Source organism: Ruegeria sp. YTSC325, assembly GCF_059609525.1.
Genome location: NZ_JBXWLY010000017.1, coordinates 59,494 through 77,187, shown reverse-complemented (window position 1 = coordinate 77,187; position 17,694 = coordinate 59,494). Strand labels below are relative to the sequence as shown.

The 17,694-nt window shown below is 54.4% G+C and carries 18 protein-coding genes; 10 read left to right on the top strand and 8 right to left on the bottom strand.

Annotated features, from left to right (window positions below):
- Window positions 1-491: 491 nt before the first annotated feature.
- The 3 genes from AC2FF7_RS19440 to AC2FF7_RS19430 all read right to left on the bottom strand — a co-directional run bounded on the left by AC2FF7_RS19440 (window position 492) and on the right by AC2FF7_RS19430 (window position 4,330).
- Window positions 492-1,133 carry an alpha/beta family hydrolase gene (locus tag AC2FF7_RS19440; protein WP_496906187.1) on the bottom strand — a complete coding sequence of 214 codons (642 nt, stop codon included), beginning with the start codon at window positions 1,131-1,133 and terminating at the stop codon, window positions 492-494.
- Between the two features lie 36 nt (window positions 1,134-1,169).
- A complete protein-coding gene (locus AC2FF7_RS19435) occupies window positions 1,170-2,729 on the bottom strand; it encodes an acetolactate synthase large subunit (RefSeq protein ID WP_480869564.1) in 1,560 nt (519 codons plus the stop codon).
- Window positions 2,730-3,118: 389 nt separating this feature from the next.
- A complete protein-coding gene (locus AC2FF7_RS19430; RefSeq protein ID WP_496906186.1) occupies window positions 3,119-4,330 on the bottom strand; it encodes an AAA family ATPase in 1,212 nt (403 codons plus the stop codon).
- A gap of 123 nt (window positions 4,331-4,453) precedes the next feature.
- Here AC2FF7_RS19430 and AC2FF7_RS19425 point away from each other — a divergent pair, with 123 nt between their 5' ends.
- Window positions 4,454-5,161 carry an IS6 family transposase gene (locus tag AC2FF7_RS19425; RefSeq protein ID WP_496906185.1) on the top strand — a complete coding sequence of 236 codons (708 nt, stop codon included), beginning with the start codon at window positions 4,454-4,456 and terminating at the stop codon, window positions 5,159-5,161.
- A gap of 427 nt (window positions 5,162-5,588) precedes the next feature.
- Here AC2FF7_RS19425 and yghX read toward each other — a convergent pair whose 3' ends face one another.
- The 5 genes from yghX to AC2FF7_RS19400 all read right to left on the bottom strand — a co-directional run bounded on the left by yghX (window position 5,589) and on the right by AC2FF7_RS19400 (window position 10,480).
- Complete coding sequence (yghX, locus tag AC2FF7_RS19420) at window positions 5,589-6,476, bottom strand: YghX family hydrolase (RefSeq protein ID WP_496906184.1); 888 nt, start codon at window positions 6,474-6,476, stop codon at window positions 5,589-5,591.
- A gap of 89 nt (window positions 6,477-6,565) precedes the next feature.
- Window positions 6,566-8,089: a malonate--CoA ligase gene (locus tag AC2FF7_RS19415; RefSeq protein ID WP_480869556.1), complete on the bottom strand. Its 1,524-nt coding sequence runs from the start codon at window positions 8,087-8,089 to the stop codon at window positions 6,566-6,568.
- The gene (locus AC2FF7_RS19410) at window positions 8,086-9,384 is read right to left on the bottom strand and encodes a malonyl-CoA decarboxylase domain-containing protein (protein WP_496906183.1); all 1,299 of its coding nucleotides are present in this window, start codon (window positions 9,382-9,384) and stop codon (window positions 8,086-8,088) included. The genes AC2FF7_RS19415 and AC2FF7_RS19410 overlap by 4 nt, the downstream gene beginning before the upstream one ends.
- 1 nt (window position 9,385) lies before the next feature.
- Window positions 9,386-10,051 (bottom strand): GntR family transcriptional regulator, encoded by a 666-nt coding sequence (locus AC2FF7_RS19405; RefSeq protein ID WP_170356864.1) that lies wholly within the window; start codon window positions 10,049-10,051, stop codon window positions 9,386-9,388.
- 42 nt (window positions 10,052-10,093) lie between these two features.
- Window positions 10,094-10,480, bottom strand: a complete 387-nt coding sequence (locus tag AC2FF7_RS19400) for a YciI family protein (protein WP_496906182.1) — start codon at window positions 10,478-10,480, stop codon at window positions 10,094-10,096.
- Between the two features lie 84 nt (window positions 10,481-10,564).
- Here AC2FF7_RS19400 and AC2FF7_RS19395 point away from each other — a divergent pair, with 84 nt between their 5' ends.
- The 9 genes from AC2FF7_RS19395 to AC2FF7_RS19355 are packed head-to-tail and all read left to right on the top strand — an operon-like array spanning window position 10,565 to window position 17,652.
- Window positions 10,565-11,449 carry a fumarylacetoacetate hydrolase family protein gene (locus AC2FF7_RS19395; protein WP_496906181.1) on the top strand — a complete coding sequence of 295 codons (885 nt, stop codon included), beginning with the start codon at window positions 10,565-10,567 and terminating at the stop codon, window positions 11,447-11,449.
- Window positions 11,446-12,111 (top strand): malonic semialdehyde reductase, encoded by a 666-nt coding sequence (locus tag AC2FF7_RS19390; protein ID WP_480869549.1) that lies wholly within the window; start codon window positions 11,446-11,448, stop codon window positions 12,109-12,111. Before AC2FF7_RS19395 ends, AC2FF7_RS19390 begins: the two co-directional genes overlap by 4 nt.
- 18 nt (window positions 12,112-12,129) lie before the next feature.
- The gene (locus tag AC2FF7_RS19385) at window positions 12,130-12,585 is read left to right on the top strand and encodes an OsmC family protein (protein WP_480869547.1); all 456 of its coding nucleotides are present in this window, start codon (window positions 12,130-12,132) and stop codon (window positions 12,583-12,585) included.
- Window positions 12,586-12,616: 31 nt separating this feature from the next.
- Window positions 12,617-13,690, top strand: coding sequence for a C4-dicarboxylate TRAP transporter substrate-binding protein (locus AC2FF7_RS19380; protein ID WP_170755664.1), 1,074 nt, complete (start codon window positions 12,617-12,619; stop codon window positions 13,688-13,690).
- Window positions 13,691-13,720: 30 nt separating this feature from the next.
- On the top strand, window positions 13,721-14,272 hold the full coding sequence (locus tag AC2FF7_RS19375; RefSeq protein ID WP_170475503.1) for a TRAP transporter small permease subunit: 552 nt from the start codon (window positions 13,721-13,723) through the stop codon (window positions 14,270-14,272).
- The gene (locus AC2FF7_RS19370) at window positions 14,269-15,573 is read left to right on the top strand and encodes a TRAP transporter large permease (RefSeq protein WP_010437378.1); all 1,305 of its coding nucleotides are present in this window, start codon (window positions 14,269-14,271) and stop codon (window positions 15,571-15,573) included. Before AC2FF7_RS19375 ends, AC2FF7_RS19370 begins: the two co-directional genes overlap by 4 nt.
- Window positions 15,574-15,583: 10 nt before the next feature.
- A complete protein-coding gene (locus AC2FF7_RS19365; protein ID WP_480869541.1) occupies window positions 15,584-16,450 on the top strand; it encodes a dioxygenase family protein in 867 nt (288 codons plus the stop codon).
- 21 nt (window positions 16,451-16,471) lie between these two features.
- Window positions 16,472-17,278: an amidohydrolase family protein gene (locus tag AC2FF7_RS19360; RefSeq protein WP_480869538.1), complete on the top strand. Its 807-nt coding sequence runs from the start codon at window positions 16,472-16,474 to the stop codon at window positions 17,276-17,278.
- A complete protein-coding gene (locus AC2FF7_RS19355) occupies window positions 17,275-17,652 on the top strand; it encodes a hypothetical protein (RefSeq protein ID WP_170755669.1) in 378 nt (125 codons plus the stop codon). Before AC2FF7_RS19360 ends, AC2FF7_RS19355 begins: the two co-directional genes overlap by 4 nt.
- Window positions 17,653-17,694: the final 42 nt, after the last annotated feature.

Genomic DNA, 17,694 nt, shown 5'->3' with positions numbered 1-17,694 from the left:
AGTTGTAACTCTGCCCACCCGATCTTGGATTGAACTCCAAGCGCTGCGATACACGTGGCGCCATACAAGAATCTGCGTCGTGAAAACTCATTTCGATCCATTTACAATCAATAAAATGAATATATTAATTTGTAAATGACTTAAGGTGGGGTCTTTCCAGAAGAACTAGAGTTGCGGCGGGCAGGGGCTTTCGCAGCATTTACTCTATGAATTAAAATCGCCAATCAAGCACCTCAAGACCAGCTCCAATGTCATTCGCCTTGCGGTGGTGCTGTATACAGGCGTCGTGTCCTATGAAATTTACTCGTCGCTCGATGTCTGCTCTGTCCCGCATATCGGACGTAGACACGCCGCGGATGGAATGTCGGCTATGGCGAGGAATGCTGCGTGCGCTTAAGCGCCCTGATGTTGATTTCGCGTTGCTGCTTGCAAGGCCGTTTCAAACCCTATAAACACGGCAATCCCGCAGCAGGTGGCGCCAAACAGCAGCCCTATAAGTTTATCCCGTCTATCCAAGCTGAAACTGTTGCGCCCATCGCGTTCATGTGGTCAGCGTGGGTAAGACCTGAAACCCGTTTGCGTGGCTTCAGATCGTGATCTCCGTCTTCAAACCAACTCATTTGTATTGCTGATGAAAGATAGTACCTACTGACTTCACCCTTCGTGCCAAACTGGTCCCGTGTTCCCTGACAGATCAGCGTTGGCGTTCGCAGACATTGTAGATGCTCGGTACGTAGCTTCTCGGGTTTGCCGATCGGGTGGAACGGATAGCCCACACAGAGCAAACCAACGACGCGTTCCGCTTCAAATAGCTCATCCGCAATCATACTGGCCACGCGCCCACCCATGGACTTTCCACCAATGATCAGCGGGCCATCAACTTTGAGCTCTTCGATTGCAGAGAGATACTCAGAGTTCAGTTTGTCTGCGCGGGGAGGGGGTTTGCGGCTGCCTTCGGTTCGGCGCTGCGCCATGTAGGCGAATTCAAATCGAACGACCCTAAGGTTTTGCGCTGCAAGTGCTTCTGCAATTGCTGTCATGCCAGGGGCATCCATCGGGGCGCCTGCGCCTTGGGCAAGAAGAATAGTTGCGCTTGCTGCTTTGGGGCCGAGTTCAACGAAGTCGGTGGGCATAGTCTCGTCTGCTCTTCAGGTTCCTCATCAGAATACTCATGCCGGCGAGGGACACACAACTTCGATCAGAGATGGCCCGTCGCTGAAGAGACCGGCAGAGAGCGCCTTTGCAAAGCTGTCCATGTCATCTGCGCGTGTCCCAGGAACACCGTGGCCTTTCGCTAGAGATACCCAGTCCAGTGCCGGGTTCTCCACGTCAAACATAGCCTGAGCATTCTGACCATAGCTCGCCACGCCGACGTTTGTGAGTTCATCGCGCAGAATTTGATAACCGCGGTTTGCAAAAACAATCACCGTGACGTCGAGATTTTCCCGCGCCATGGTCCACAGTGATTGTAGAGTGTACATGGCCGACCCATCCCCAGTCAGGGCTATGACCTTTCGGTCCGGACAGGCGGTGGCCGCACCCGTTGCGCAAGGCAAACACAGCCCAATCGCTCCGCCGGTGCCAGCGAGTAGATCATGTGGTCGAGCGGTGGCTGTCGGTGGAATGACGTGGAAGCCTGACGTAACGGATTCATTGCAGATTATCGCGTTTTCCGGGATCAGTGCTGCCAACGCCAAACCAACTTTTTCGAGGGTCAACTGCCCGTTGGGAACGTCAGGCAGATCGAGCAAATGGGCTTCTGCCACCGTTTTGCTTGTGACCCCGACCGCGTCGGCGAGCGCTTGAAGCGTCCACTCGATATCATCTGAGGGCGTACACAAGTCGGTAATGGGGCAATACGGAGGTTCGGGTACGCTTGGTTTCCCGGGATAGGCAAAGAAGGCGACTGGCCTGTCAGTGCCAAGCAGAGTGATCGAAGACGTTGCTTCAAGCTGAGCGATCTTGGGCGATATCGGATAGACCAGTTGGTCTAGCTTTGCTGTTCCTGCGCCTTTGGAAATGCGCGGTATCAGAGTATCGGCCAACAACCGGCACGCCGTCGCGGCGGCAATTTGTCCAGCTAGTTCACGCTGCGGTCCAAACAGGGCTGATCCGCCAATCATCAGCGCGGCGTTCGGCGTCACAAGACGGGCTGCCGCGGCCTCTATCTCGCCTATTGACGGTCGATGGAGTCTTTCCCTGTTGTCCAAACGGTTTGCCGCTGCGTTCGCTTCGTTCCAAGCTGTGTCGGCAGGCAGGACAAGGGTCGCGATCTGGCCGTTTTGCGCGCGGGCTGCTTGAACTGCCGCTGCTCCATCCGTAGCCACGTCGGTGGCATTGGATGACACACGCGTCCAATGACTGACCGCTTGGCTGATACCGAGGATGTCTCCTTTCAAAGGGCTTTCATAACGAAGGTGATGAGTTGCGTGATCTCCCACGACGTTCACGATCCCGGATCCGGCTTTCCGTGCGTTGTGCAGATTGGCAAATGCGTTGCCAAAGCCAGGCGCAAGATGCAGCAGCGTTCCCGCAACATCACGTTTCATGCGAAAAAATCCATCCGCCGCACCCGTTGTTCCGCCTTCAAACAGGCAAAGAATGCAATTCATCTCCGGGTGTTCATCCAAGGCAGCTACAAAGTGCATTTCCGAGGTGCCGGGATTTGCGAAGACAGTATCCACGCCATTGTTCAAAAGGGTTTTTACGAGTGATTGGGCGCCGTTCATTTTTACCTTGGCCTGATTTCAAGCGGTCATTTGATTACAATGCTCGCACGAAAAGGCTTTCTTTCTAAACATATTTTCCTCTCAATCTCGACCTTGTGGCACGCAATGGACCGTCCGGTCGAAGTCGGGCTGCAAGAAACCACGGGCAAACGCTGCAAGCCTGACTGACCCCACCCCATGATCGGCTATATCACCGTCAAACTGGTGGAGCGCTCCCGTTCAACCGTTTTTTGAGGGCAGGCTTCTACTAAATGAGCACGGCGCGAGACGGGTTTGACCTTATGTGAGGCTACCGAGTGCAACCTCGATTAGGCATGGCTTTTCGGATATTAAACCACCGTTCATTTGCCGACGTTACATACGGTCAGCAAACCCACAATGGAGTTTCGTCATATCAGGTTCTCGTCCTCCGGCTCTTCATCAGCCGGTAGTGTCGGTACGGCTACCAGTCTGATTTCTTCCCTATCTTCCCCGTGGATCGTATAGAGCCTGGATCGGGAGAGCTTTTCGAGTGACCGCCGGAACGCCTTCCCACGGTCATCGCGCTTTTCAGCTGCTGAAACCCGGTCATCGGCGATGCACGCCTCGCGCCATTTCTTCCTTGTGGTAGATGTCTTTCCGTCCTCGGTCAGTTCTTCCAGTATCTCCAGAGTGGCCTTTTCCGATGCGGTCAATTTCTCACCGTCAGACTTTTTGAGCATTCCGGAAACGCTCTCTTCTTCACAGACCACGGTCTCGAATGGGTCCCCATCTTCGTCGACCCCCAGCTCTACGGTTTCGTTCCGGTAGGCCAGCGCAGTTTCACCCGACCTTCCGTTCCGGTTTTTGGTCGGCGTCCCACTTACGATCCCTTCGCTCTTGGTTAGGGCGAGGTTGAAGTCCAAGATCCCGTTAAGCGAAGAATGACCCCGGGGAAGGCCGTCACCGGCTTTCGTATCGTGGTGGACCAGCATTACAGCGGCCCCCCAGCGGCGCAAAGACTGCAGGATGCTGATGGCCTTACCCATACCCTCTGAACTGTTCTCTTCGAAGCCCGGCATGGCTGCGCTGAGCGTGTCGACGACGATCAGACTGGGGCGACGATGCGCGATAAGTTGCTTCAATTGCTTCACCCATTTGACGTTCGAGAAGCGACCAGCGCAGTCGGCGACCATGTGAAAGTCACCGGTCGTGCCGAACTGGTTCCGAAGCGCCCCAATCCGCTTGCGCATGTCGCGCTCATTCTCTGTTGCGAGGTAGAGGACGCTGCCCTGTCTGACGCGCCGCCCGAAGACCTCTTCTCCCCGGGCCACTGCATAGGCCAAGTGAGGTGCGAAGACCGACTTACCGACACCCGGCGCGCCCACAACGCTGACCAGGTCGCCTGCCGCGATTAACCCCTTCACCAAGTAGGCGGCGGGCTTCATCTCGGCACACTGGTCTGGGTCGAGTAGCGTCAGTCCAAGGGTCGGATCGGAAGGCTCGACGCCAATCAACTCACAAGCCTCTGCGTCGAGATTACGGTGCAGCTGTTCCGAAAGCACGACCGGCCGCTCTTCAGCTGCCTCGCGCTTGATCCAGTCAAGCTCTTCGGCGGTCCAAGCAGAGTCTAGGTGTGTCAAGACTTCGGCCTGCCGTAGCTCAGTAACAGCGGGATGTGACCAGCCGCGACGCTCAGCTTGGCGGACGGTATTGTCAGAAGAACTTGGGTTGAGCGGGGCAGGGCCGATACGTAGCATTAAATAATGACCAAACCTTCCTCCTTCAAGTACTTCAAAACCAGTCCTGAGATCATCCGCCTGGCGGTGATGCTGTATATTCGGTTTCCGCTCTCGCTTCGGAATGTCGAAGATCTGCTGCACGAGCGCGGGATCGATGTCAGCCATGAAACCGTCCGCCATTGGTGGAACAGGTTTGGCCCGATGTTTGTATCAGAGATCCGAAGAAAACGGGTTCAGCAACTCCGGGCCTTTTCAAAATGGAAGTGGCACGTAGACGAAGTATTCGTAAAGGTTAACGGCAAACGCCACTATCTCTGGCGGGCCGTTGATCACGAAGGCGAGGTGCTGGAAGCAGTTGTAACGAAGCGCCGAAATAAAGCTGCAGCACTGAAGTTCCTCAGAAAATTGATGAAGCGGCACGGTTGCGCCCAAGAGATCGTCACAGATCGCTTTGCATCCTACAAGGCGGCGCTCAGAGATTTGGGTGCGTTGGAAAAGCAAATAACGGGCAGATGGCTCAACAACCGTGTAGAGAATTCGCACCTTCCTTTCCGACGACGCGAACGCGCCATGCAACGGTTCAGGCGCATGCGAAGTTTGCAGAAATTCGCTTCCGTCCACTCCTCCGTCTACAACCATTTCAACCAGGAAAGATCGCTGGCCAGCAGAGACATCTTCAAGCTGATACGCAACGCCGCTCTTACCGAATGGCGCGAACTTGGTGCGGGATAAAGGACAGCGTCACTGGCCTAACAGAGACGAGTTCGAATTCGTCTGACAGCACCGGCAAAACTATGTGTCGCCCGACAATCATCTCTAGTCCCGATTTCGGAGATGCAGTTTTGACCTATCCTGAATTGACCCAGACACTTTGCGTTTTCTCCGCGATGCTAACGGTATTGCGAAATCGCTCGCAATTCTAATCTGATTGGGATTGCCATCTGTTTAAAGCGGTCAAAGTGATTCATTGAATTTGAGACTGCTGCCTTGGGGCTCAAATCAAATGATCTTTGCACCCAAGCCTTTTAGCCAAGCGTTCCTGTCGATCTATCTGATCATGAGAAATAAAATACTGGGGCTTCAAATGACTTGGCCCCGGTAAACTGTGGGTTGCGACGAAGCGACGAAAACACAATGCTCGCTTCGCCGTACACTGTAGTTACTTTAGGTAGGTGTTGAACCAATCAATAGTGCGGTCCCAGGCTAGGTTTGCCATTTCCTCGTCATAACGAGGCGTACTGTCGTTATGGAAACCGTGGTTAGCATTTTCGTAGATGTAGGCTTCGTATACCTTTCCGTTGGATTGCAGAGCGGCTTCAAAATCCGGCCAACCTGCGTTGATGCGTTCATCAAGCTCTCCCATCTGAATCAGCAACGGTGCCTGAATTTTGGCTACATCCTCAACTGCTGGCTGGCGACCATAGAATGGCACGCCCGCGGCCAATTCGGGGTAGGCCACGGCAATTGCGCTCACCACACCGCCGCCGTAGCAGAAACCCACAGCACCGACCTTTCCAGTGCAATCATCTCGGTTCAATAGGTATTCAAATCCGTTGAAGAAATCGTTCATCAATTCGACCCGGTCCACTGTCGTTTGCAGCTCGCGCCCATCCGCGTCGTTGCCTGGGTATCCTCCCACTGACGTCAGACCGTCGGGGGCCAGTGCCATAAAACCGGCTTTTGCCAACCTGCGTGCCACATCCTCGATGTAAGGATTCAGGCCGCGGTTTTCGTGGATCACCAGCACCCCGGGCAGGGGCTCTTCAACGCCGGCAGGTCGGACAAGGTATCCGCGAACATCACCGGTTCCATTCGGTGAAGGATAGGTGATGTAGTCCGCGTGGATATCGGGATCGTTGAACGACACTTGCTGAGCCATCGCGTAGTTCGGGCTGAGCATGTTCAGCAGCGCGACCGCTGTCACGCCGCCGACCGCGAACTTGCCTGCGCGGTCCAGGAATTGGCGCTTGGTGATCTTGCCGTGCGCGTAAAAGTCATACAGGTCCAGAAGTTCCTGGTCGAAGTCTTTTGCCGTCATGCGAGTCATTGTGGATCTCCTGATGAGTTTGGCAGTTTGAAATGTGGGTAGTATACGATCTGAAGGTCTTGATTTGATTGAGCCTCTGGATGGGCTTCCTAAGATAACGCCGATGACAGTTCCTTGTTCGCATACCGTTCGCGCATCGCGTTCTTTTGAACTTTTCCCATAGTGTTTCGCGGCAACTCCTGGACGAGTTCGTAGCGGCGAGGATGTTTGAATCGCGACAGTTTGTTTCTGATGATCGAGTCGATCTGTTCCACCTGAAGCTGTGCTCCGGGCTCTGCAACCAGAGCGGCAATGATTGCTTCACCGAAGTCTTTGTCGGGGACGCCGAAAACCGCCGATTCCTGAACGCCATCGACATCGTTCAAAACGTCTTCAATTTCTTTAGGGTAGACGTTGTAACCACCAGTGATGATCAGGTCTTTTGACCGACCTACAATCGACAGATAGCCATCCTCGCTGTATTGGCCCAGATCTCCGGTGATGAAAAAACCATTTTCTCGAAGCTCTTCAGCCGTTTTTTCGGGCATTTGCCAATAGCCCTGAAAAACATTGGGGCCACGTACTTCGATCATTCCGATCTCGCCCTGGGGCAGCGGTTCTCCAGTTTCAGGGTTGGTTATGATCACCTCAGTGCCGGGTATGGCCATACCAACAGTTCCCGCGCGACGCTCACCGCCATAAGGGTTAGAGGTGTTCATGTTCGTTTCGGTCATACCGTAGCGCTCAAGGATACGGTGGCCGGTGCGCGTTTCGAACGCCACATGGGTCTCTGCCAGCAACGGGGCTGAGCCGGAAACAAACAGACGCATGTTCTCTGTGATCTCATCGGTGAAACGGTCATCCGCCAGCAATCGGGTATAAAAAGTGGGGACTCCCATTAGAAGGGTCGAGTGGGGCAATTCCTCTAAGATCATACCAGTGTCGAATTTTTTCATCAGCCGCACTTTGGAACCGGCGAGTAGTGATGTGTTCATCGCCACGAAAAGCCCGTGCGTGTGAAAGATGGGCAACGCGTGAATCAAGCGATCAGCGTTGGTGATAGCCCACAAATCCACAAGGGCTTGGGCATTGGACAGCAGGTTTCGGTGGCTGAGCATCGCGCCCTTGGACCGGCCCGTGGTACCTGATGTGTAAAGAAGCGCCGCGAGGTCGTCCGGCGCGCGATCCACAGTTTCGAATACACAAGGCTGTGCCTCCGCTTCGCGGCTCAAGCTTGGATTTTCGCCGCCCAAGGTCAGCAGCTTTGCACCAGACCGGGTCGCCAATTGTTCGAATTCAACTTTGTCGTGGCTGTCGCAAACGATTAACGCAGGTTGCGCATCAGAGATGAAATAGTCCAACTCTGCCATGGTATAGGCAGTGTTTAGGGGCAGGTAGACAGCACCTGCCTGAACCGAAGCGGCATAGAGCGCAATCGTGTCGGCCTGCTTGGGCGCTTGCACAACGATGCGACTGCCAGGGGAAACTCCGCTGTTCTGCAAAACATGCGCGATTTGCGCGGTGCGCTGCAGAAACTCATCATAAGTGACCACCTGGCCATTATCGATTTGCAGGAATGGAGCCGTGTTGCCCTCGTGGCGGGCAAACAAACTGTCGTAAAGTGTATTGGTCACGCTGTATTTTCCCTAGGCTTTACCGCAAGCGTCGCAGTTGAAGCCGCGCGAATTGAACGCGAGGCTTGGATCGTGGCACGTGTCGCGAATTCTTCGTGGTAACGTTCTGTTTTGTTCAAATCGTAAAGGTAATTGACCATCGCACCTCCGGACTGGGCGCGTCCGTTTGGAGACTGATCTGCCTGGGCATGCAGTTCATGAAGCTCGGCACCATTTCCCAAGTGAAAGCGCGCCACAGGGTCAAGCGGCATTCCATCTTCGCGCTTGGCGAACATCAAGTACCGGGCGGCCATCGCGCGCACGTCCAGCGGTGTTGCTGTTTCTGCAAGCACGGCCTCGGCGGCATGCCCGTGTTCTGGGTTGTCTTTTTCACCAGCCAGCCACCGGTTTAGCCCCGGTATCGGAGACAATGTCACAAAGGTATCAAGCCCGCGAAGCTCCCGCGAAAGCTCGGTCACAACCTGCTTTATCAATAGATTCCCAAAGCTGATGCCAGCCAAACCCTTTTGGCAGTTTGAAATGGAATAGAACGCCGCGACCTTTGCCTGCTCGGCTTCGATCGGTTCTGGTGCTTCGGATAGAAGCGTATCTATTGCATCCGGGATTTCGGCGGTCAGAGCGACCTCAACAAAAATCAGTGGCTCATCTGGCATCGAAGGATGGAAGAACGCAAAACAACGACGGTCTGGCGGGTAGAGCCTTCGCCGCAAATCGCCCAGGTCGTTGATTTGGTGCACCGCTTCATAGGCGACGATCTTATCCAGAACGCGGGCAGGGGTGTCCCAGCTGATTTGCTTGAGGACAAGAAAGCCCCGGTTGAACCAGCTGCGCAATAAATGGACGAAATCGATATCTGTTCGCTTGAGCTCCGGTTTGGATTTGAGAAAGCGCAGCAGATCAACGCGCATGGCTACAAGTTCCTGCGTCGCACCAGACGGCTGGTTCAGCCGTCGCAATAACTCTTGCCGCCGTGGCTCTGAAACTTCGCTAAGTCTTTCATAAAGTTTGACACTTTGGTCACTGGCGTAGAGGCGGGCTGCTTCAGAAAGCTGATTTGCGTCCAACTCTAGCTTGTCATTCAAATAGACAAAAAAGTCTAGTTTCTCCGCATCATTCAGGGTGTGGTAGCGCTCAAGGATCGTAGACGCGAGCGTGAATCCGGAAACTTCACCTCCCGCAGACAAAAGCGCCTCACATAGTTCGGCAATGGTCCGTTTGTCATCCTTGCCACGCCTTTTGTCGGGACGGTCCAGCAATTGGTTTAGTAGATCACCCAGAAACCAATTCCGTTGCATTTCAGGGCTCCATCTGGCTGCTAAGGTACTCACCTGTTCGGCGGTAGTGATCGATTAGGTGCCGAGTTGCGCTGTCTGCGTCGTGATTTAATGCGGCGTCCAGGATTTGCTGATGTTCGGCGGCTATGTCTCGCTTTTTGTAGCTCGACCCGCCAGCCGCCAGATAGCGGTAGCGAATGTTCAGGTCATAAAGCTGCGAGCAATACCGCAGCAGCAACGGCAGTTTCGAATTATCCAACAAGGCCATATGAAACGCCTTGTGAGCGTCCTCAAAGTCCCGAGCCCCGTTCTGGCTGGCCTTTTTCATATGATGGTGACGTAAGACAAGCCGATCTTCCCAGGGCGCATCCGCATTGGTGATGGAAGCGCGCAACGCGGTTTCCTCAAGGTTGCAGCGCAACAGAAGTATTTCCTCAAAGTTACACTTGCTGACTGGCGCTGCCCGAAATCCGCGTTGATCAATCCGCTCGACCAACATGTCCGAAGTCAAAAGGCTAAGCGCTTCACGAACCGGACTAGCGCCAGTGTCCAAAAGCCCGCGAAGCTGTTCGATCTTGAGTTTTTGACCCGGAGGTAATTCTCCGGTCAGGATCATTTCGCGCAGCCTTCGATACGCTCCATGAGTGGCTGATGTCTCTTTGCCCTCAGTGTCAAGCATGGCGTCCATATCCGACTGTTCCTATTTCGCGGCTAATACTCTTGAGTGCACTTAACTGAAGGCACTTGTTCCAGTGGATAGACCAACTGAAAGGTTCAGCGAGCCTTCGTTGATCAACCAGCGCCGAAGTACAAAACTACGTGCCCCACTTTTGTGCATAGGGTCGTCTTCGGCCAGCTTCTGGGCGGATTCAAGATTGTCGGCGCGATAGATGATCAGGCCCATTCCTTGCATATGCTCGCCGGTTTCATCCGACATGGGGCCTGCAAAAGCCAGCTGCCCCGAACGTTCCAACTGCGCCTGATACGCCAAGTGATCTGGCAGTGACGCCTTTACATCTTCGGGCGCTTTGGCTGGCGTGCTCAGCGCGACGTAAAACTCCAAAGCAAGCGCGCCGCGGCTTTTTGCTTCTGATTTGTAGTCTGCCCAAGCAACCATTTGCTGCCTCCAAAAATATCGATATTATTTGACATATGGCAAAATAGTCGGCAAAAATCAAGCGAACTGACATGGATGGTGAAAATGAAATACCTGGTGGGAGAGACTTCGGAAGGCACAGCGGTTTTTGCTGTAGACGGCGAAAACGCGGTGAATCTAACGGCTTTGAACCCTGCTGTCGGTTCGGATTTGATGGGTTTGATAGCCAGGCCTGAACTGGCCGACTCACTTGCCAGCAAAATTGACGCGGCAGACAGTGTGCCCGTGTCTTCCATCACTCCGGCGTTACCCGTTACCGCTCCAGGAACGATCATTTGCATGGGGTTGAACTACACGGACCACATCAAGGAAGGCGGGTATGATATTCCGGAGTATCCGACGCTGTTCATGCGCGGGAAGAACTCGATCATGGCGGCGGGGCAACCCATGGTGCGGCCTGCCTGTTCCGAGAAGCTCGATTACGAAGCCGAACTTATGCTGATCGTTGGAAAACGCGGACGCCATATCTCGGAGCAGGACGCACTGGACTATGTCTTTGGCTACACTGTATTCAACGATGGTTCGCTGCGGGATTATCAGCGCAAAACCGTTCAGTGGACACCCGGCAAAAACTTTGATGATACGGGCGCGATTGGTCCATTCACCGTTACGCCGGACGAACTGCCCGAAGGGGCATCCGGTCTGAAGATCGAAAGCCGTGTGGGTGATGAAATCCTTCAAAGCTCGAATACCGCCAACATGATTTGGGGGGTTCGTCAGGTCATCGCGACGATTTCGGAATATACTACTCTGGAGCCGGGGGACCTGATTGCGCTAGGAACGCCGCCCGGTGTCGGACACGCCAAAAAGCCCAATCCCCGTTGGCTGAAGCCCGGCGAAACCGTCGAGGTCGAAATTGAAGGCATCGGAATCTGCGCAAGCCCAATCATTGACGAAAAGGACGCCAAGTCCAAGGTGGCTGCAGCATGAGCGCACCAACCGGAGCAGAGCTGGAGGCACTTCGCGCCAAGGCGCAGCAAGATCACCGCGATCTGCGCGAGCGCATTCCACGCTTGTCGGATGACGCGATCGCCTTGATCTTGCGCGAATCCAGATCGCATTACGCGTGGACCAACAAGCCTGTTTCTGACGACATACTTGAAGAGATCTACGACATCACGATCAACGGTGCGACCAGCATGAATACGTTGCCCGCGCGCTTCGTTTTCGTGAAAAGTCCTGAAGGTAAAGAGCGGCTTGCAAAGTCTTTAAAGCAGAAGAATGTGCCAAAGATGATGGATGCTCCGGTCACGGCGATCATTGCCTATGACATGGACTTCTGGAAGGAACTGCCCTTTCTTTTCCCGCACGAAGACCGTCGGCCATTGTTCGAAAACAAGCCCGACTACGTGGCAGACACGGCCTTTCGAAATGGCACGCTTCAGGGCGCTTACTTCATGATTGCGGCCCGGGCGGTCGGGTTGGACGTCGGCGCCATGTCAGGTTTTTCGAACAAGATCGTCGATGAGGAGTTCTTCGCGGGCACGACGCTCAAGTCCAATTTTCTTTGCAATCTGGGCTACGCGGACGAGACCGGATTGTTCCAGAAGCTTCCACGTTTTCCATTCGAAAAAGTTTGCTCGTATGCATGAGGAGGTGACGCTGTGGCTATGAAAGTGAAACCCGTCGTGACTTACCGCACGACAGCTCAGTGCCCGACTCACGCGCGGACCGAAATACCAATTCGCGATCTTGATGTTGTTGTCGATGAACCCGTCGAACGCGGCGGGACAAATCTTGGTCCGTCTCCGACCGAGACCGCAATGGCAGCCCTGATCGCCTGTACGAATGTCATCGGTCACAAGAACGCACGCCGGTTGGGAGTTGACCTCGGCACTGTGACAATCGACGCGAAATGCAGGCTGGACCGGCGTGGGGTGCTGATGGAGGAGGAGATCGATGTTCCGTTTCCGGAAATCGAACTCACCGTGAATTGTGAGACGCCCGCCAGTCAGGAGGAACTGACGCGCGTGGGCGAGGAGACAGCCAAGTATTGCGCCATCGCAAAACTGTTTGAAGCGGCAGGCACGGACCTGACCGTAAACTGGGTCAAAACAAACAAATAATGAAATGACCTGTCTTTCTGGGAGGAGAGAAATGAAAAACTGGACCAAACGCAGCCTAGTGGGCGCTGCTCTGGCAGGCGTCATGGCGATGCCCCTCGCGGCAGAAGAGACTATTTCAGCTGTTGTGATTGATGGGTACCCAGATCGGGCCTTATGGGTGAAGGAATTCACCAACTTCTTTATTCCAGAAGTGGACAAGCGGCTGGCTGAGTCCGGTAACTACAAGATGAACTGGCAAGAGAATTACGGCGGTTCGATCGTTAAGCCGAAGGGCGTTTTGGAAGGTGTCCAACTTGGTCTTGGCGATATTGGGATCGTCACGACAATCTTCCATTCTTCTAAGCTGCCCAGCCAGGGTATTTCGGGATCGACACCCTTCGTGGCATCGGACTCCCGTGCTGTGGCTAAGGCAGTTGATGAAATCGCGCGCGAATATCCTGCGATGCAGAACGAGTTTGCTGCGCAGAACCAAGTTTACCTGGCAACTGGAGTCGTACTCGATACCTACCAGGTGTTCTGTACAGAGCCGGTTACGGCTGTTTCTGACCTGGAAGGCCGAAAAGTGGCCGGAGCTGGACTTAACCTTCGATACCTTGAAGGTATCAAAGACGCGGCCGGGGTACGTGGTGGTCTGACCGATTTCTACAATATGCTTCAAACCGGCTTGGTTGATTGTGCAATGCTTTGGCCCGAGGCTGCCAAAACCTTCAAGATCGCCGAAGTGGCTCCTTACATGCTCAAAGCTGACTTGGGTGCAGTGAATTCCAAGACTATCACTGTGAATTCTGACTACTGGGCAAAGTTGCCCGACGAAGTCAAAGACGTTCTTAAGGCCGTCGCTATTGACTACCGTGATCATGTGGCCGGTATCGCTATGGACCGCGCCGCGGCCTCACGGGATGCCTATACCGAAGCCGGTGGAACGATTGTCGAAGTTTCGGACGAAGAACGAGCGGCTTGGGCCAACGCAATGCCCAATGTTGCACAGGAATGGGCTGCCACGCTGAATGAAAACGGCGAACAAGGCGACGCGATATTAGCCGCCTATCTTGGAAAACTGCAGGACGCCGGTTTCACCGGAGTACGCGACTGGACGGCCGAATAACTGGCTGGCGATCCACGAAAGGGGCCTTTCATGCTGAAGACCGCAGTAGCTGGCTTGTCGCGGGTCGCCAATTCGCTTGCTATCGCCGCCAACGCATTGGGTACGCTTGTCGTCCTAGCGTTGGTGGTCATTCTGAATGTTGACGTCATTGCACGGGGCCTGTTTTCGGCCCCACTGCGCGGAACCTACGAGATGGTGCAATTCTCGGTCGTGATGATCGTGTTCCTGCAGCTGGCCGACGTTGTCAGAGTGGATCGATTGACGCGCTCAGATGGGTTTCTGAACCTGCTACACCATCGTCGCCCCGGTCTGACAGCCAACCTGAGGCGCATCATCAACGCCATTTCGGCAATCTTCATGGCCTTGATCGCCTATGTAACCTTCCCTGAATTTCTTCACATGTGGGAAACACAGGACTACTTCGGAGTGCCCGGTCTTTTCACATTGCCTTGGTGGCCGGTCAAACTGGTCATCGCGTGCGGTACTGCGCTTGCCTGCGTGATCTTCCTGCTCAAGGTCGTCACGGCGCAGGACCGCCCGCAACTTATTCGCACCCCAGAGCATGACGAGGCCGCAGAATGACGCCGATTGAGATTGGCCTGATCTCGGTCGTTGCCATAGTCTTTCTGATTTACGCGGGCGTCTACATTCCGATTGCTTTGGGCGTGGTCTCCTTCGTGTCGATCTGGCTGATGCGGGACAACTTCACGCTTGCGCTCAACCTGCTGAAGGTTGCGGTGGGCGACAGCGCGATGGAATACAGTTTCGCGACAATCCCTCTGTTTACCTTTATGGGCCTCATCGTTTCAAAAGCGGGACTAGGCAGGGATATTTACGAGGTCATGACCATGCGATTTCGCAAGGTCAAAGGCGGTATCGGAATGGCGACCGTCGGAGCAAATGCCGTGTTTGCGGCCGTTACCGGGTCGTCCATTGCGTCCGCATCAGTGTTCACCAAGGTCTCGGTCCCGCAGATGATGGCGCAGGCATATAATCCACGTTTTGCGGTTGGGGTTGTGGCCGGGTCGTCGGTTTTGGGGATGATTATTCCACCCTCGGCGATGCTGATCATCTATTCCTTTGTCGCCGAACAGTCCGTAGGGGACATGTTTCTGGCGGGAGTAATACCCGGTATCATGCTGGCAATAGCTTATGTGGGCGCGATCTGGTTGATGGGTCGTTTTACACCTGCATTTGTGGGCGGCCGGGTCGTCGAAGACACCGAATGGATGTCCGGGCGCGAGATCGCATCCAAGACCCTGCCCACATTGTTCATTATCACGGTAGTGCTCGGTGGCATTTACACAGGATGGCTAACCGCTGTCGAGGCGGGTGCAGCTGGGGCACTGGTTGCGCTCGTGATCGCAGTCGTACGCAAGTCCATGACACCAAGAGCGTTCTGGGACGCGTTGCTGGAAACCGGTCACATTACAGCGGCGATCTTGTTCCTGATTACGGCGGCTTCGATCTATAGTCGCATGCTGGGGCTGGCTGGGCTGCCCAATCAGTTGCAGGATTTGCTTGCGGGAAATTCCGCGTCCTTTTGGTCGATCATGCTGCTCTACGTTCTCTTGATGCTTTTTCTGGGAACTTTGCTCGATACGGCGTCCATCATTCTGATCGTCGTCCCGCTGTTCCTGCCCATGGCCGAAGCCCTGGACATGTCGTTGATCTGGTTTGGCATTATCACTGTGGTCGGCGCCGAAATCGGGCTTTTGACCCCGCCTTTGGGCATATCTTGCTTCGTCATCAAATCGACGATCAACGATGACCGAATATCGCTCAAGGATGTGTTCATGGGCGCACTTCCCTTTGCGTTCGTGATGCTGATCGTTCTGTTTATTCTGATCGAGTTCCCGATCCTCAGCCTTGCCCTGATTTAAGGAGGCGCATATGCGCTCTGTTACCAAAGACAATATCACCGATGTGTTCATGGGATACCTGTCCAAGGACACCGATCCGCGGATGAGAGAAATCATCGGGTCTCTGGTCAAACACCTCCATGACTTCGCGCGGGAAACCAACTTGACACATGACGAATGGCGCGCCGGGATTGCGTTTCTGGAGGGGTGCGCCGCAGTAGAGACAGAAGACAGGCATGAGTTTGTTCTGGCCTCGGATGTGCTGGGCCTGTCGTCTTTAGTGGATATGCTGCATTCCAGCCCTGACGCGACCAGTTCCTCCGTGCTGGGGCCATTCCATGTCTCTGGCGCACCCCCGTTGCCGATCGGCGGCGATATGAAGCGCCACTACGGTGGGCCGGTTCTGCTTGCTGAAGGCGTGATCCGGGACACCGATGGTAATCCGATTTCCGGTGCAGAACTGGATATCTGGCAAACCGCGCCGAATGGAATGTATGCAAGCCAGGACGAAGAACAGGACACCTATTCATTCCACGCTCTGATGACGGTTGGGGAGGATGGAAAATATGCGTTCACCACGGTCAAACCGGTGGAATACACGGTTCCGTCGGATGGACCCGTCGGAGACATCCTACGGGCGTGTGGGCGCCATCCTTGGCGGCCTTCGCACCTACACTACATTGTCAAGGCTCCTGGCTACCGTTCTTTGGTGACCGAGATTTTCCCCGACGACGATCCTTATCTAGATCAGGACACGGTGTTTGGAGTTCGGGACGATCTGGTGATGACCTATGTCGAACGGCCGGCTTCAGAATTTCCGGACGGGATGGAACTTTCTGGTAAGATCACTGAACCATTCTTGCACGTGAAATTCGACGTGACGCTCGCCAGATTCTGAATGATATCGAGGAGGCATGTGGTGCTGAAACAAATCTGCATTTTGAGTGCCGCGCTGTTTTGCAGCAGTGCCATCGCACAAGAGCGCCCGATCTTTGACGCGCATATTCATTACAGCCACGACGCCGTCAAACTGGTGCCACCAGAACAGGTGGCTAAAATCCTTCGGGATGCGGGCGTGCGGAAAGCATTGGTTTCCAGCTCGGATGACAATGGCACGCAGCTTTTGTTGGCCGCGGCACCGGACATCGTCGTTCCAGCCCTGCGCCCGTACCGTCGTCGCGGTGAAATCAACACCTGGATGCACGATGAATCTGTAATCGACTATTTGGAAGAAAACCTGGCTAAGAATGACTACGAAGCCATCGGCGAGTTTCACGCTTACGGGGACGACATTAAGACGCCGGTTATTCAGCGCATGATTGCACTGGCGAAAGAGCGGAACCTCATTCTACACCACCACGGCGATCGAGAGGCAGTGGACCTGATCTTCGAAACCTGGCCTGAAGCTCGGGTATTGTGGGCGCACTCTGGCTTTGATGATCCAGCGAGCGTTGTTGACGCGCTGAACACGTATCCCAGGCTTTGGGCCGACTTGGCGTTTCGTTCAGACATGGCTTCACGAGGCAGAATTGACCCCGATTGGAAGGAGGCTTTCGAAGCCCATCCGGATCGCTTCATGGTCGGTACGGATACATTTGCGCCGGAACGCTGGTACTATGTCGGCCCCCACGCAGATTTTTCGCGTGAATGGCTGGATTTGCTGCCGGACCACATTGCGGACAACATCGCCTATGCCAACGCAGAACGTTTGCTGGCATCAGAATGATCCGCAGCGCGGTCTGGTTTATGATTTGGTCCAGCACGGCTTTTGCTTGTGACGAAATTGGGCAACGTATGACTTCGGAAGTTCAAAACGCACCCGAGGTTTATCTGTCTGTCGATGAAATTCCGTTGGCTGAGCCGTTTTCCGTACTGGTTTCTATTTGTAGTGAAACTACCGTGGGCCAAATGCGTGTGGATGCAATCATGCCCGCTCATCGACACGGTATGAACTATACCCCCAAAGTTAGCGCATTGGGCGGCGGAGCGTTCCGTGTTGATGATATGCTGTTTCACATGCCGGGTTTGTGGGAGTTGCAGGTCGATGTCGACATCAATGGCCAATCAGTTTTCTACTCGTCAAAAATTACGCTGAAATGAAGCTGTGGTTTACAGCTGCGCTAATAGCCCTGACAGGTGCAG

Bases quoted from the DNA above. Each gene is read 5' to 3' on its own strand.
- AC2FF7_RS19440 (WP_496906187.1), bottom strand. From the start codon at position 1,133: ATGCCCACCGACTTCGTTGAACTCGGCCCCAAAGCAGCAAGCGCAACT.
- AC2FF7_RS19435 (WP_480869564.1), bottom strand. From the start codon at position 2,729: ATGAACGGCGCCCAATCACTCGTAAAAACCCTTTTGAACAATGGCGTG.
- AC2FF7_RS19425 (WP_496906185.1), top strand. From the start codon at position 4,454: ATGACCAAACCTTCCTCCTTCAAGTACTTCAAAACCAGTCCTGAGATC.
- yghX (WP_496906184.1), bottom strand. From the start codon at position 6,476: ATGACTCGCATGACGGCAAAAGACTTCGACCAGGAACTTCTGGACCTG.
- AC2FF7_RS19410 (WP_496906183.1), bottom strand. From the start codon at position 9,384: ATGCAACGGAATTGGTTTCTGGGTGATCTACTAAACCAATTGCTGGAC.
- AC2FF7_RS19405 (WP_170356864.1), bottom strand. From the start codon at position 10,051: ATGGACGCCATGCTTGACACTGAGGGCAAAGAGACATCAGCCACTCAT.
- AC2FF7_RS19400 (WP_496906182.1), bottom strand. From the start codon at position 10,480: ATGGTTGCTTGGGCAGACTACAAATCAGAAGCAAAAAGCCGCGGCGCG.
- AC2FF7_RS19395 (WP_496906181.1), top strand. From the start codon at position 10,565: ATGAAATACCTGGTGGGAGAGACTTCGGAAGGCACAGCGGTTTTTGCT.
- AC2FF7_RS19390 (WP_480869549.1), top strand. From the start codon at position 11,446: ATGAGCGCACCAACCGGAGCAGAGCTGGAGGCACTTCGCGCCAAGGCG.
- AC2FF7_RS19385 (WP_480869547.1), top strand. From the start codon at position 12,130: ATGAAAGTGAAACCCGTCGTGACTTACCGCACGACAGCTCAGTGCCCG.
- AC2FF7_RS19380 (WP_170755664.1), top strand. From the start codon at position 12,617: ATGAAAAACTGGACCAAACGCAGCCTAGTGGGCGCTGCTCTGGCAGGC.
- AC2FF7_RS19375 (WP_170475503.1), top strand. From the start codon at position 13,721: ATGCTGAAGACCGCAGTAGCTGGCTTGTCGCGGGTCGCCAATTCGCTT.
- AC2FF7_RS19370 (WP_010437378.1), top strand. From the start codon at position 14,269: ATGACGCCGATTGAGATTGGCCTGATCTCGGTCGTTGCCATAGTCTTT.
- AC2FF7_RS19365 (WP_480869541.1), top strand. From the start codon at position 15,584: ATGCGCTCTGTTACCAAAGACAATATCACCGATGTGTTCATGGGATAC.
- AC2FF7_RS19355 (WP_170755669.1), top strand. From the start codon at position 17,275: ATGATCCGCAGCGCGGTCTGGTTTATGATTTGGTCCAGCACGGCTTTT.